Origin of the sequence: Polaromonas hydrogenivorans (genome assembly GCF_040105105.1) — a bacterium.
GTDB classification, from domain to species: Bacteria; Pseudomonadota; Gammaproteobacteria; order Burkholderiales; family Burkholderiaceae_C; genus Polaromonas; species Polaromonas hydrogenivorans.
In genome coordinates this window covers 2,782,599-2,795,449 of sequence record NZ_CP157675.1, presented here as the reverse complement: position 1 = coordinate 2,795,449, position 12,851 = coordinate 2,782,599, and the positions used below count along the sequence as shown (strand labels likewise).

At 56.1% G+C, this 12,851-nt stretch carries 12 protein-coding genes and 1 tRNA gene; all 13 read left to right on the top strand.

Annotation, left to right across the window (positions count from 1 at the left end):
- Positions 1–179: 179 nt before the first annotated feature.
- The 13 genes from pnp (at position 180) to nuoH (ending at position 12,849) form a co-directional block, all read left to right on the top strand.
- Positions 180–2,291 (top strand): polyribonucleotide nucleotidyltransferase, encoded by a 2,112-nt coding sequence (pnp, locus tag ABLV49_RS13460; RefSeq protein WP_349277109.1) that lies wholly within the window; start codon positions 180–182, stop codon positions 2,289–2,291.
- A 77-nt stretch (positions 2,292–2,368) separates the two neighbouring features.
- A complete protein-coding gene (locus ABLV49_RS13455; RefSeq protein ID WP_349277107.1) occupies positions 2,369–3,355 on the top strand; it encodes an NAD(P)H-quinone oxidoreductase in 987 nt (328 codons plus the stop codon).
- Between the two features lie 54 nt (positions 3,356–3,409).
- Positions 3,410–4,138, top strand: a complete 729-nt coding sequence (gene tpiA / locus ABLV49_RS13450) for a triose-phosphate isomerase (protein ID WP_349281721.1) — start codon at positions 3,410–3,412, stop codon at positions 4,136–4,138.
- 33 nt (positions 4,139–4,171) lie between these two features.
- Entirely contained in the window at positions 4,172–4,582 is a 411-nt protein-coding gene (gene secG / locus ABLV49_RS13445; protein WP_349277105.1) for a preprotein translocase subunit SecG, read from the top strand.
- A gap of 117 nt (positions 4,583–4,699) precedes the next feature.
- A tRNA-Leu gene (locus ABLV49_RS13440) sits at positions 4,700–4,784 on the top strand.
- Positions 4,785–4,911: 127 nt separating this feature from the next.
- On the top strand, positions 4,912–5,271 hold the full coding sequence (locus ABLV49_RS13435) for an NADH-quinone oxidoreductase subunit A (protein WP_011800825.1): 360 nt from the start codon (positions 4,912–4,914) through the stop codon (positions 5,269–5,271).
- 39 nt (positions 5,272–5,310) lie between these two features.
- Positions 5,311–5,790, top strand: coding sequence for a NuoB/complex I 20 kDa subunit family protein (locus ABLV49_RS13430; RefSeq protein ID WP_011800826.1), 480 nt, complete (start codon positions 5,311–5,313; stop codon positions 5,788–5,790).
- The gene (locus tag ABLV49_RS13425) at positions 5,790–6,404 is read left to right on the top strand and encodes an NADH-quinone oxidoreductase subunit C (RefSeq protein ID WP_349277103.1); all 615 of its coding nucleotides are present in this window, start codon (positions 5,790–5,792) and stop codon (positions 6,402–6,404) included. Before ABLV49_RS13430 ends, ABLV49_RS13425 begins: the two co-directional genes overlap by 1 nt.
- 23 nt (positions 6,405–6,427) lie before the next feature.
- Positions 6,428–7,681 carry an NADH-quinone oxidoreductase subunit D gene (locus ABLV49_RS13420; RefSeq protein ID WP_349277101.1) on the top strand — a complete coding sequence of 418 codons (1,254 nt, stop codon included), beginning with the start codon at positions 6,428–6,430 and terminating at the stop codon, positions 7,679–7,681.
- Between the two features lie 16 nt (positions 7,682–7,697).
- A complete protein-coding gene (nuoE, locus tag ABLV49_RS13415) occupies positions 7,698–8,183 on the top strand; it encodes an NADH-quinone oxidoreductase subunit NuoE (RefSeq protein ID WP_349277099.1) in 486 nt (161 codons plus the stop codon).
- 5 nt (positions 8,184–8,188) lie between these two features.
- Positions 8,189–9,610 (top strand): NADH-quinone oxidoreductase subunit NuoF, encoded by a 1,422-nt coding sequence (gene nuoF / locus ABLV49_RS13410; protein WP_349277098.1) that lies wholly within the window; start codon positions 8,189–8,191, stop codon positions 9,608–9,610.
- Between the two features lie 18 nt (positions 9,611–9,628).
- Positions 9,629–11,773: an NADH-quinone oxidoreductase subunit NuoG gene (gene nuoG, locus ABLV49_RS13405; RefSeq protein ID WP_349281719.1), complete on the top strand. Its 2,145-nt coding sequence runs from the start codon at positions 9,629–9,631 to the stop codon at positions 11,771–11,773.
- Positions 11,770–12,849 carry an NADH-quinone oxidoreductase subunit NuoH gene (gene nuoH, locus ABLV49_RS13400; protein WP_041376591.1) on the top strand — a complete coding sequence of 360 codons (1,080 nt, stop codon included), beginning with the start codon at positions 11,770–11,772 and terminating at the stop codon, positions 12,847–12,849. The genes nuoG and nuoH overlap by 4 nt, the downstream gene beginning before the upstream one ends.
- The last annotated feature ends 2 nt before the right edge of the window (positions 12,850–12,851 follow it).

The window sequence follows — 12,851 nt, the reverse complement described above, 5'->3', positions numbered from 1 at the left end:
ACTGGCGCAACTGATGACTTCGGAGCAAGGCCCAGCGAGCACGCGCTGTGTCATTCCACAAAACCCGCCCTGACTTTGAGTACTTTTCAGGCGTTTTATGGAATGGCATCGTGTTCAGCCAGCCACCACTCCGGGCTTTTGGCACTGCCTGATGTGTCTGAACAAATGGAGAAAAGAACATGAGCATTTTCAATAAAGTCACCAAATCATTCCAATGGGGCCAGCACAAGGTCACGATGGAAACCGGCGAAATGGCGCGCCAGGCTGGCGGCGCCGTGCTGCTTGACATGGACGGCACCGTCGTGCTGGCCACCGTGGTTGCCAAGAGCGATGCCAAGCCCGGCCAGGATTTCTTTCCCCTGACGGTCGATTACCTTGAGAAGACCTATGCCGCAGGCCGCATTCCCGGCAGCTTCTTCAAGCGCGAAGGCCGCCCCAGCGAATTTGAAACGCTGACGTCGCGCCTGATCGACCGCCCGATTCGCCCGCTGTTTCCCGAAGGCTTCTTCAATGAAGTGCAGGTCGTGATCCATGTGCTGTCGCTCAATCCGGAAGTCGAAGGCGACATTCCCGCGCTGATCGCTTCGAGCGCCGCCCTGTCAATTTCGGGCATTCCGTTCAACGGCCCGATTGGCGCCGCCCGCGTGGCCTACATCAATGGCGAGTACGTGCTGAATCCCGGCAAGACCCAGCTCAAGGATTCCACCATGGACCTGGTGGTGGCCGGTACCGAAGCCGCCGTGCTGATGGTCGAGTCCGAAGCCAAGCAGCTGTCTGAAGAAATCATGCTCGGCGCCATTGTGTTTGGCCACGAGCAGGGCAACATCGCCATCAATGCGATTCACGAACTGGTTCGCGATGCCGGCAAGCCGGTGTGGGACTGGAAAGCCCCCGCCAAGGACGAGGTGCTGATCGCCAAGGTGGTTGCGCTGGCCGAGGAAAAGCTGGTTGCCGCCTACCAAATCCGCAACAAGCAGGCCCGCACGCACGCCACGCGTCAAGTGACCACCTGGACCAAGATGGGCCTGAAAGCTGAAGGCGTTGAATTCGACGGCGTTGCCGTTGAAGGCATGCTGTTCGACATCGAAGCCAAGATCGTCCGCAGCCAGATTCTGGCCGGTGATCCGCGCATCGACGGCCGCGACACGCGCACCGTGCGTCCGATTGAAATCCGCAACAGTGTGCTGCCGCGCACCCACGGTTCAGCGCTGTTCACGCGTGGCGAAACCCAGGCGCTGGTCGTGACCACGCTGGGCACCGAGCGCGACGCGCAGCGCATCGACGCCCTGAGCGGCGACTACGAAGACCGCTTCATGCTGCACTACAACATGCCTCCGTTCGCCACCGGCGAAACCGGCCGCGTGGGCAGCCCGAAACGCCGCGAGATTGGTCATGGGCGGCTTGCGAAGCGCGCGCTGATCGCCGTGCTGCCGAGCAAGGAAGAATTCCCATACACCATGCGCGTGGTCAGCGAGATCACCGAATCCAACGGCTCCTCGTCGATGGCTTCGGTCTGCGGCGGCTGCCTGTCGCTGATGGATGCCGGCGTTCCCATGAAAGCGCATGTGGCCGGTATCGCCATGGGCCTGATCAAGGAAGACAACCGTTTTGCCGTGCTGACCGACATCCTGGGCGATGAAGATCACCTGGGCGACATGGACTTCAAGGTTGCTGGCACCACGTTCGGCATCACCGCGCTGCAGATGGACATCAAGATCCAGGGCATCACCAAGGAAATCATGCAGGTCGCTCTGGCCCAGGCCAAGGAAGCGCGCATGCACATTCTGGGCAAGATGCAGGAAGCCATGGGCCAGGCCAATGCGGAAGTCTCTGACTTCGCGCCGCGCCTGTATGTCATGAAGATCAACCCCGAAAAGATCCGCGACGTGATCGGCAAGGGCGGCGCCGTCATCCGTGCGCTGACCGAAGAGACCGGCACGCAGATCAACATCGAGGAAGATGGCACCATCACCATCGCCTCGAACGACAGCGCCAAGGCTGACGAAGCCAAGCGCCGCATCGCCGAAATCACTGCCGAAGTCGAAATCGGCAAGGTCTATGAAGGCGCTATCACCAAGATCCTCGATTTCGGTGCGCTGGTCAATCTCATGCCCGGCAAGGACGGCTTGCTGCACATCAGCCAGATCGCCCACGAGCGTGTCGAGAAAGTCACCGACTACCTGACCGAAGGCCAGATCATCAAGGTCAAGGTTCTGGAAACCGACGAAAAAGGCCGCGTCAAGCTGTCAATGAAGGCATTGCTGGACCGTCCTTCCCAGCATCAGGGCTGATCGGAATTTGCTATTTATTTTGTAGCTGCTTGCACACACGGGACGTGCGCTGGCGGCACAAATGACTAGGAAAAATCATGCAAGTCATTGAAATCACCTCTTTTGGCACGCCTGACGTGCTGCAATTGGGCGAGCGTCCTGATCCTGAACCCGCTGTCGGCGAAGTGCTGATCCGCGTCGCTGCCTCCGGCGTGAACCGGCCCGACGTGCTGCAGCGCACCGGCAATTACCCGGTGCCGCCCGGTGCATCCGACATTCCCGGGCTGGAAGTTGCCGGCGAAATCATCGCCGGCGATGCCCGGGCGATGGCGGCTGCAGGCCTGAAGATTGGCGACCGGGTTTGCGCTTTGGTCGCTGGCGGTGGTTATGCCGGATTGTGCGTGGCACCCGTCGGGCAATGCCTTCCGGTGCCCGAGGGATTGAGCGATGTGCAGGCGGCGTCGCTGCCCGAGACTTTCTTTACCGTCTGGAGCAACGTCTTTGAACGGGCGCACCTGCAGAAAGGGGAAACCCTGCTGGTTCAGGGTGGCTCCAGCGGCATCGGTGTGACGGCCATCCAGATTGCCAAAGCGCTTGGCGCTACGGTGCTGGTCACGGCCGGTAGCGACGAGAAGTGCGCTGCCTGCGTGGCCTTGGGTGCTGACCATGCGATCAATTACAAGACCGGCGAATTTGTCGAAGAAGTGAAGAAGCTGACGAACGGGCAGGGTGTCGATGTCATTCTAGACATGGTCGGCGGCAGCTATGTTGCGCGTGAAGTCCAGTGTCTGGCCGAAGACGGCCGGCTTGTCATCATTGCGGTGCAGGGCGGGGTCAAGGCCGAGTTCAATGCCGGCCTGGTATTGCGCAAGCGACTAACCATCACCGGTTCTACCTTGCGCCCCCGTTCGCTGGAATTCAAGACGGCCATTGCCATGGCGCTGAAGGAAAAAATCTGGCCCCTGATCGCCAGCGGGGCCATCAAGCCCGTGATTCACAGCACGTTTGCCGCAGCCGATGCCGCCAAGGCACATACGCTGATGGAATCGAATCAGCATATCGGAAAAATCGTTTTAACCTGGTAACTGGCAAGCAAGCCAAAGAGCAATATGAAAAAGCTGATTGCAGGAAACTGGAAAATGAACGGCAGCCTGACTGCCAATGAAGAACTGCTGGCCGCGCTTGCTGCCGGGCTGGCTCAAAGCCCGTCCTGCGAGATCGCCGTCTGCGTGCCTGCACCTTACCTGGCACAGCTTCAGTCCTTGAAATCGAAACACGCGGCCTTGTCTGCCGTTGACGTGGGCGCGCAGGATGTATCCGCCCACGCTTCGGGTGCCTACACCGGCGAAGTCAGTGCAGTCATGCTCAAGGAGCTGGGTTGCCGCTACGTCATCGTCGGTCATTCGGAGCGCCGTCAGTACCATGCCGAAACTGATGCACTGGTCGCCGAGAAGGCCAGGGCTGCGCTGGCTGCGGGCATCACGCCGATCGTCTGTGTTGGGGAAACATTGGCCGAGCGCGAATCCGGCCGTACCGAAGAGGTGGTCAAGCGTCAACTGGCGGCCGTCATCCATGCCAACGGGCACTGCATCAGCGAGATTGTGGTGGCTTATGAACCGGTTTGGGCCATAGGGACGGGCAAGACCGCCTCGCCAGAGGAGGCCCAGGCCGTGCATGCGGTCCTGAGAGCCCAGCTCAAGGCTGCAACTGACCAGTCAATTCGAATCAAAATTCTGTATGGCGGCAGTATGAATGCAGCCAACGCTGCGACTTTGCTGGCTCAGCCCGACATTGATGGCGGCCTGATGGGCGGCGCTTCGCTCAAGGCACCGGATTTTTTGAAAATTATTGCTGCTGCGCCCGTTTGACGGGCGTAATCCGCTACTAAATTAGGAGTAAGTATGAATATTTTATTAACTGCTGTTCTTGCTGTGCAAATGCTTTCGGCTCTGGGCATGATTGGCCTGATTCTGGTGCAGCATGGCAAGGGTGCCGACATGGGTGCAGCGTTTGGCAGCGGAGGTTCGGGCAGCCTGTTCGGTGCGAGCGGCAGTGCCAATTTCCTGTCGCGCACGACTGGTATTTTGGCCGCTCTGTTTTTTGCCTGCACCTTGATGTTGGCTTATTTTGGTAACGCGCAACCACGTACCAGTTCCAGCGTTCTGGAAGGTGCTGCGGTCATTGCGCCGGCAATTCCTGCTTCGGGCGCTGCACAAATTCCCGGTAATACCGCGCCTGCCACCACTGCCGTTGAAGTTCCTGTTCCGCCAGCAATTCCTGCTTCAGGTGCTGTTCAAATCCCTACGAAATAAGGTGATAAAGCCGGCACGCCAAGCGAAAAGCGTCAGGATTTCAGGGTAAACTCTAAGTCTGTCTGGAAAGCAAAAAACTGTAAAGTTTCCTCATGCCATCCAGGCAAATTAAGTACCGCGGACGTGGTGAAATTGGTAGACACGCTATCTTGAGGGGGTAGTGGCGAAAGCTGTGCGAGTTCGAGTCTCGCCGTCCGCACCAGAATGATAAGCATCGGCAGCAGCGCGTCAAGTGCTGCTTTCGGCTCAAACGGTAAACTCGCCCGGGCTGTGCAGGTACTCCTGTGTGGCTGGTTTTGCGAGCGGCTTTTCAGAAGTTGAATTCCACGATGAACCTCGATCAATACCTTCCTGTCCTCTTGTTTATTTTGGTAGGGGTAGGTGTCGGTATATTGCCGATGGTGCTGGGTCGTTTGTTGGGCCCTGTGCGGCCCGACAGTGAGAAAAACTCCCCTTATGAGTGCGGTTTCGAGGCTTTCGAAGATGCCCGCATGAAGTTTGATGTGCGCTACTACCTGGTTGCCATCCTGTTCATTCTTTTTGATCTTGAAATCGCTTTTCTTTTTCCGTGGGCGGTCTCGCTCAAGGAAATCGGCGCACTGGGTTTCTGGTCGGTCATGGTTTTTCTGGGCATTCTGGTCGTGGGCTTTGTCTATGAGTGGAAAAAGGGTGCACTGGACTGGGAATAAGAAAAAGCCTTAAAAGGTTTTTCCAAAAAGGGTACGGGTATGTCGCTTGAAGGTGTTTTCAAAGAAGGCTTCGTGACCACGAGCTACGACTCGGTGGTTAATTGGGCCAAGACAGGTTCGCTTTGGCCTATGACTTTTGGTCTGGCCTGCTGCGCTGTAGAAATGATGCATGCTGGTGCTGCGCGTTACGACATCGACCGTTTTGGCATGCTGTTTCGCCCCAGTCCGCGTCAATCTGATTTAATGATTGTTGCTGGTACGCTGTGCAATAAGATGGGACCTGCCCTGCGCAAGGTTTACGACCAGATGGCTGAGCCTCGCTGGGTTATATCCATGGGTTCGTGCGCCAATGGCGGTGGTTACTACCACTACAGTTATTCCGTGGTTCGTGGTTGCGACCGTATCGTGCCGGTGGATGTTTATGTACCGGGCTGTCCGCCCACCGCCGAAGCCTTGTTGTACGGCATCATCCAGTTGCAGCAAAAAATCCGCCGAACCAATACGATTGCGAGGGCTTGATGGAGTTTTCTCATCCTCCCGTGTCCGTGTCGCAGCTTGGCGAAACCATCGCATTGGTACTTGGTGCAAAGGCCAAAAATGTCAAGATTGCCCTTGGTGAAATCACCGTGACCGTGGCTGCTGCTGATTATTTGGCTGCTGCAACATTGCTTCGTGATGCGCCTGGCTGTAAATTCGAGCAACTGCTCGACCTTTGCGGGTTGGACTATTCAGAATACAAAAATGGCCAGTACGATGGACCGCGCTATTGCGTCTCGTCGCACTTGCTGTCGGTCAGCCTGAATCAGCGTGTCCGGCTCAAGGTGTTTTGCCTTGATGACGATTTTCCGGTGGTGGATTCGGTCAATGGCATCTGGAATTCCGCCAATTGGTTCGAGCGCGAAGCCTTCGACCTTTACGGAGTCGTCTTTGAAGGTCATAACGACCTGCGCCGTATCCTGACTGACTACGGTTTCATTGGTCATCCATTTCGCAAGGATTTTCCAACGACCGGCCATGTGGAAATGCGTTATGACGCCGAGCAGAAGCGTGTGATTTATCAGCCCGTCACCATCGAACCCCGTGAAATGATTCCGCGCGTGATTCGCGAGGACAACTACGGTGGTCTTCAATAAGCGGTTTCCGCAAGAGATACGACATGGCTGAAATCAAAAACTACACGCTCAATTTTGGACCGCAGCATCCGGCCGCGCATGGTGTTTTACGTCTGGTGCTGGAACTTGATGGCGAAGTCATCCAGCGCGCTGACCCGCATATCGGGTTGCTGCACCGCGCCACCGAAAAACTGGCCGAAAGCAAGACTTATATTCAGTCGCTGCCTTATATGGATCGGCTCGACTATGTGTCGATGATGTCGAATGAGCATGCTTATTGTCTGGCCATCGAGAAGCTGCTGGGTGTTGATGTCCCGATTCGTGCGCAGTACATCCGTGTGATGTTCTCGGAGATCACCCGTCTGCTAAATCACCTGATGTGGCTCGGCGCACACGGTCTGGACTGTGGCGCGATGAACATGCTGATCTACTGCTTTCGTGAACGCGAAGTGCTCTTTGACATGTACGAGGCCGTATCGGGTGCCCGCATGCATGCGGCCTACTTCCGTCCTGGCGGTGTCTACCGCGATTTGCCGGAAAGTATGTCGCAGTACAAGGTCAACAAGATACGGAATGCCAAGGCGATTGATGCCTTGAATGAAAATCGCCAGGGTTCACTGCTCGATTTTATTGATGACTTTGTGACCAAATTCCCCAAGCTGGTTGATGAATACGAAACCCTGCTGACCGACAACCGTATCTGGAAGCAACGCACGGTTGGTGTTGGCGTGGTGTCACCGGAGCGCGCGCTCAATCTTGGCTTTACCGGTCCTATGCTTAGAGGCTCCGGCTTCGCCTGGGATCTGCGAAAACAGCAGCCCTATGAAGTCTATGCGCAGATGGACTTCGATATTCCGGTAGGTAAAACGGGTGACTGCTATGACCGCTACCTAGTCCGTGTCGCGGAGATGCGCCAATCCAACCGCATCATCAAGCAGTGCGTCGATTGGCTGCGGGTTAATCCCGGCCCGGTCATCACCAGCAACCACAAGGTGGCTCCCCCCAACCGGGAGTCCATGAAATCCAACATGGAAGAGCTGATCCACCATTTCAAGCTTTTCACCGAAGGTTTCCATGTGCCGGAAGGCGAGGCTTATGCCGCAGTGGAGCATCCCAAGGGCGAGTTCGGCATTTACATCGTCAGCGATGGCGCGAACAAGCCTTATCGCCTGAAAATTCGTCCGCCAGGCTTTTCGCATCTGGCCGCCATGGATGAGATGTCGCGCGGACACATGATTGCCGATGCTGTTGCCGTGATTGGCACCATGGACATCGTGTTCGGTGAAATTGACCGCTAACCGCATGACTTCTTCCATGATTTCTGAACAAACCAAAGCGCTTTTTGACCGCGAAGTCGCCAAATACCCCGCCAGCCAGAAGCAGTCGGCCGTGATGGCTTGTCTGCAGATCGTGCAGCAGGAGCGCGGCTTTGTCAGCGCCGAAAGCGAAAAGCTCGTGGCTGAGTACTTGGGCATGGCACCGATTGCCGTGCATGAAGTCACCACCTTCTACAACATGTACAACCAGCAGCCGGTGGGCAAATACAAACTCAATGTTTGTACAAACCTGCCGTGTCAGTTGCGCGATGGCGCCAAGGCGCTGCAGCATCTGGAGCACAAACTGGGTGTTGCCATGGGTGAAACCACTAAAGATGGCATGTTCACGCTGCAGCAGTCCGAATGCCTGGGGGCCTGTGCCGATTCACCGGTGATGCTGGTGAACGACATCCATATGTGCAGTTTCATGAGCAATGAAAAATTAGACCAGCTCATTGATGGTCTCAAATCGGCGGAGGCTTGAGTCTTATGACGCTCCAATCACATTCCAGCGGTAACGCAGCGGCGCAAGCCGTGCTGTCGCAATTTGCCGCCACTGGTGTACAGACCTGCTTTCATGGCCGGCACATTAATCCACAAATCCTGGCAAACCTTGATGGCAGCAACTGGCATCTGGGTGACTATGAGTCGCGTGGCGGTTATCAGGCGCTGCGCAAGATTCTCGGTCAGGATGGCGGCGCCGGATTGACCCCTGACCAAGTCATTGCCGAGGTCAAGGCCGGTGGTTTGCGTGGTCGGGGCGGCGCAGGTTTCCCTACCGGGCTGAAGTGGAGTTTCATGCCGCGCCAGTTTCCGGGCCAGAAATATCTGGTCTGCAATTCGGACGAAGGCGAGCCGGGAACCTGCAAAGACCGCGACATCATGCAGTACAACCCGCACAGCGTGATTGAAGGTATGGCGATAGCGGCATACGCGATGGGCATCAGCGTAGGTTACAACTATATTCACGGCGAGATTTTTGCCACTTACCAGCGCTTTGAAGCAGCGCTGGACGAGGCGCGTGCTGCTGGCCTGCTTGGCGACAATATTTTGGGAAGCAGCTTTAATTTTCAACTCCATGCTGCGCACGGGTTTGGCGCCTATATTTGTGGCGAAGAAACCGGATTGCTGGAGTCACTGGAAGGAAAAAAGGGCCAGCCGCGCTTCAAACCGCCGTTTCCGGCCAGTTTCGGCCTGTATGGCAAGCCAACCACCATTAACAATACCGAAACATTTGCTGCCGTGCCGTGGATCATCCGAAACGGTGGTGCCGCTTATCTTGAGTGCGGCAAGCCAAACAATGGCGGTACCAAAATTTATTCGGTATCCGGCGATGTCGAGTTACCCGGCAACTATGAAGTACCCATGGGCACGCCATTCGCCAAGCTGCTGGAACTGGCCGGAGGCGTTCGCAAGGGACGTACGCTGAAGGCTGTCATTCCCGGCGGCTCCTCATCACCGGTTTTGCCTGCTTCCATCATGATGGAATGCACCATGGACTACGACTCAATTGCCAAGGCCGGTTCCATGCTTGGCTCAGGCGCGGTGATTGTCATGGACGACTCTCGCTGCATGGTTGAGTCCCTGAAACGGCTGTCTTACTTTTACATGCACGAGTCCTGCGGCCAATGCACACCATGCCGTGAAGGCACGGGCTGGCTGTGGCGCGTGGTGGATCGTATTCACAACGGATTGGGTCGCCAGAGTGATCTGGATTTGCTCAATTCGGTGGCAGACAACATCCAGGGTCGCACGATTTGCGCGCTGGGCGATGCCGCAGCCATGCCGGTGCGCGCCATGATCAAGCATTACCGTCATGAGTTTGAGGCCATGATCCCAAAAAATACATCTCAACTTGCCGCGTCCAAGGGTGCAGTTCAGGCTACAGGTCACGCTGCAGCGCAGGCTTGAACGGTGGAAAGAAAAAATATGGTTGAAATACAACTTGACGGTCAAAAGGTGGAGGTGCTCGAAGGCAGCACAGTGATGCATGCAGCTGAAAAAGCAGGCACCTATATTCCTCATTTTTGCTACCACAAGAAGCTGAGCATCGCAGCCAATTGCCGCATGTGCTTGGTCGATGTTGAAAAGGCACCCAAGCCCATGCCTGCATGTGCTACGCCCGTCACTCAGGGCATGGTCGTGCATACCAAGAATGACAAAGCCATCAAGGCCCAAAAGGGCGTGATGGAGTTCCTGCTGATCAACCATCCACTCGATTGCCCGATCTGCGATCAGGGGGGTGAATGCCAATTGCAGGATTTGGCCGTGGGCTATGGCGCAGGCGAGTCGCGCTACCAGGAAGAAAAGCGCATGGTCTTCCACAAGGATGTGGGATCCCTGATTTCCATGCAGGAAATGAGCCGCTGCATTCACTGCACCCGCTGTGTACGTTTTGGACAGGAAGTGGCTGGCGTGATGGAACTGGGCATGTCGCACCGCGGTGAACATGCCGAGATCGAAACTTTTGTCGGCATGTCGGTGGACTCCGAACTGTCGGGCAACATGATCGATCTTTGCCCGGTGGGCGCACTGACCAGCAAGCCTTTTCGCTACAGCGCCCGTACCTGGGAATTGTCTCGCCGTAAATCGGTTAGCCCGCACGACTCGACCGGTGCCAACCTGATTGTTCAGGTCAAGCACGACAAGGTCATGCGCGTATTGCCGCTTGAAAACGAAGCTATCAACGAATGCTGGATTGCCGACCGCGACCGCTTTTCCTACGAAGCCCTGAATACCGACGACCGTTTGCTGAGCCCCATGCTCAAGCAGGGTGGCGAATGGAAAACGGTCAGCTGGCAAGCCGCACTCGAATATGTAGCCAATGGGCTGAAACAGATCAAGTCGGAATACGGCGCTGACAGCATTGGTACTTTGGCCAGCCCCCACAGCACACTTGAAGAACTGCATCTGGCTGCCTCGCTGATGCGCGGCCTCGGTAGCGAAAACATCGACTACCGTTTGCGTAACGCCGACTTTTCATCATCACCATCCGTTCGCTGGCTGGGCACTTCCATTGCTTCGCTGTCGCAATTGCAGCGCGTCCTGGTGGTTGGTTCCAACCTGCGCAAGGATCATCCGCTGTTTGCATTGCGTATTAGGCAGTCCGTGCGCAATGGCTGTGCGCTGAGTGCTATTAATTCGGTAGCGGAACTGCCTATTGCCGACGCATGGGCCATGCCTCTTGCCAACACAGTATTGGCATCACCTGAAAACTGGATGCAAGCGCTGGCTGATATCGCTGCCGCGATTGCAGCCGAGAAGGGCGTTGCCGCACCTGCTTCTGGCCGGGCTAGCGATGCCGCCAAATCGATTGCCCTTTCTTTGTTGGGCGGCGAACGCAAAGCCATCTTGTTGGGCAATGCAGCAGCGCATCATGCCAATGCTTCCAGCCTGCTGGCGCTCAGCAACTGGATTGCTGAGCAAACCGGCGCAACCGTGGGTTACCTTACCCAGGCCGCCAATACGGTTGGAGCACAACTGGTCAATGCATTGCCGGGCAGCTCTGGCTTGAATGCGGGCCAGATGCTTGATGGCAAGCTCAAGGCAGTCATCTTGCTGAATAACGAACCCGAGTTCGACTCTGCTGCCGGCGCCAAGGCCAAAGCCTCACTGAATTCGGCTCAAATGGTTGTCACGCTGAGCCCTTTCAAGGCCAATATGAGCTTCAGCGATGTGTTGCTGCCGATTGCGCCGTTTACCGAAACGCCGGGTACTTTCGTCAACGCAGAAGGTCGTATACAGAGTTTTCATGCCGTGGTCAAACCTAGGGGTGAAACGCGTCCTGCCTGGAAAGTCTTGCGTGTTCTGGCCAATTTGCTTGACTTGCCCGGCTTCGATTTTGAATCCTCGCAAGACGTGCTCAGGAAAATTCCTGATGCTGATAACGATCAGGTGCCTGCCAATCGGTTGAGTAATGCCATTCAGTGCGAGATTGTTATGTCTGGCGTTGCCGGCCCTGCACCAGCTGTGGCCAGTATTTATCAACTCGACGGCCTGGTCAGGCGTGCCACTTCGCTGCAACTGACGGCAGATGCGCGCAAGGCTGCCGGTTTCGAAGGAGCCTGCGCATGATTGACGCAATGTATGCGACGGGCCAAGGCCTGATGGGCGGCATTTGGCCTGCTACCGTATGGCCTGTACTCTGGGTTCTTATCAAAATTGTGGCGGTGCTGGCTCCGCTGATGGGCTGTGTTGCCTACCTCACTTTATGGGAAAGAAAGGCCATCGGTTTCACGCAGGTTCGCGTTGGACCTAACCGCATCGGACCGTTTGGCCTGTTGCAGCCGATTGCTGATGCGCTCAAGTTGCTGACCAAGGAAATCATCATTCCTACGGCGGCAAGCAAGGGCCTGTTCATACTTGGTCCGATCATGACCATCATGCCGGCGCTGGCTGCATGGGCTGTGATTCCATTTGGACCCGATGTTGCGCTGGCCAATGTCAATGCCGGCTTGCTGTTCATCATGGCCATTACCTCACTTGAGGTGTATGGCGTCATCATTGCTGGCTGGGGGTCAAACTCCAAGTACGCATTTCTGGGTGCCATGCGTGCTTCGGCCCAGATGGTGAGCTACGAAATTGCCATGGGTTTTTGCCTTGTTGTAGTGTTGATGGTATCGGGCAGCCTGAACATGACGGACATTGTCATGAGCCAGGGTTCGGGTATGGCTGCAAGCAAGGGCTTGACCTTCCTGTCCTGGAACTGGCTTCCATTGCTGCCTATTTTCGTGGTGTATTTCATTTCGAGTCTGGCCGAAACCAACCGTCATCCTTTTGATGTGGTGGAAGGAGAGTCTGAGATTGTTGCGGGCCACATGGTCGAGTATTCAGGCATGTCGTTTGCTATGTTCTTCCTGGCTGAATACGCCAACATGATTCTGGTGTCGGTGCTGTGCGTGTTGCTGTTTCTAGGTGGGTGGCTATCGCCGATTGACAGCGCATTGTTCACCTGGATTCCGGGTTGGATCTGGCTTGGCCTAAAAACATTCGTCGTTGTCACCATATTCCTGTGGGTGCGTTCCACCTTTCCACGTTTCCGTTACGACCAGATCATGCGTCTGGGCTGGAAAATCTTCATACCTGTGACCCTGGTCTGGCTGGTGGTCGTCGGGGCCTGGATGCAGACCCCTTACAACATCTGGAAATAGGC

Bases quoted from the DNA above. Each gene is read 5' to 3' on its own strand.
- pnp (WP_349277109.1), top strand. From the start codon at position 180: ATGAGCATTTTCAATAAAGTCACCAAATCATTCCAATGGGGCCAGCAC.
- ABLV49_RS13455 (WP_349277107.1), top strand. From the start codon at position 2,369: ATGCAAGTCATTGAAATCACCTCTTTTGGCACGCCTGACGTGCTGCAA.
- tpiA (WP_349281721.1), top strand. From the start codon at position 3,410: ATGAACGGCAGCCTGACTGCCAATGAAGAACTGCTGGCCGCGCTTGCT.
- secG (WP_349277105.1), top strand. From the start codon at position 4,172: ATGAATATTTTATTAACTGCTGTTCTTGCTGTGCAAATGCTTTCGGCT.
- ABLV49_RS13435 (WP_011800825.1), top strand. From the start codon at position 4,912: ATGAACCTCGATCAATACCTTCCTGTCCTCTTGTTTATTTTGGTAGGG.
- ABLV49_RS13430 (WP_011800826.1), top strand. From the start codon at position 5,311: ATGTCGCTTGAAGGTGTTTTCAAAGAAGGCTTCGTGACCACGAGCTAC.
- ABLV49_RS13425 (WP_349277103.1), top strand. From the start codon at position 5,790: ATGGAGTTTTCTCATCCTCCCGTGTCCGTGTCGCAGCTTGGCGAAACC.
- ABLV49_RS13420 (WP_349277101.1), top strand. From the start codon at position 6,428: ATGGCTGAAATCAAAAACTACACGCTCAATTTTGGACCGCAGCATCCG.
- nuoE (WP_349277099.1), top strand. From the start codon at position 7,698: ATGATTTCTGAACAAACCAAAGCGCTTTTTGACCGCGAAGTCGCCAAA.
- nuoF (WP_349277098.1), top strand. From the start codon at position 8,189: ATGACGCTCCAATCACATTCCAGCGGTAACGCAGCGGCGCAAGCCGTG.
- nuoG (WP_349281719.1), top strand. From the start codon at position 9,629: ATGGTTGAAATACAACTTGACGGTCAAAAGGTGGAGGTGCTCGAAGGC.
- nuoH (WP_041376591.1), top strand. From the start codon at position 11,770: ATGATTGACGCAATGTATGCGACGGGCCAAGGCCTGATGGGCGGCATT.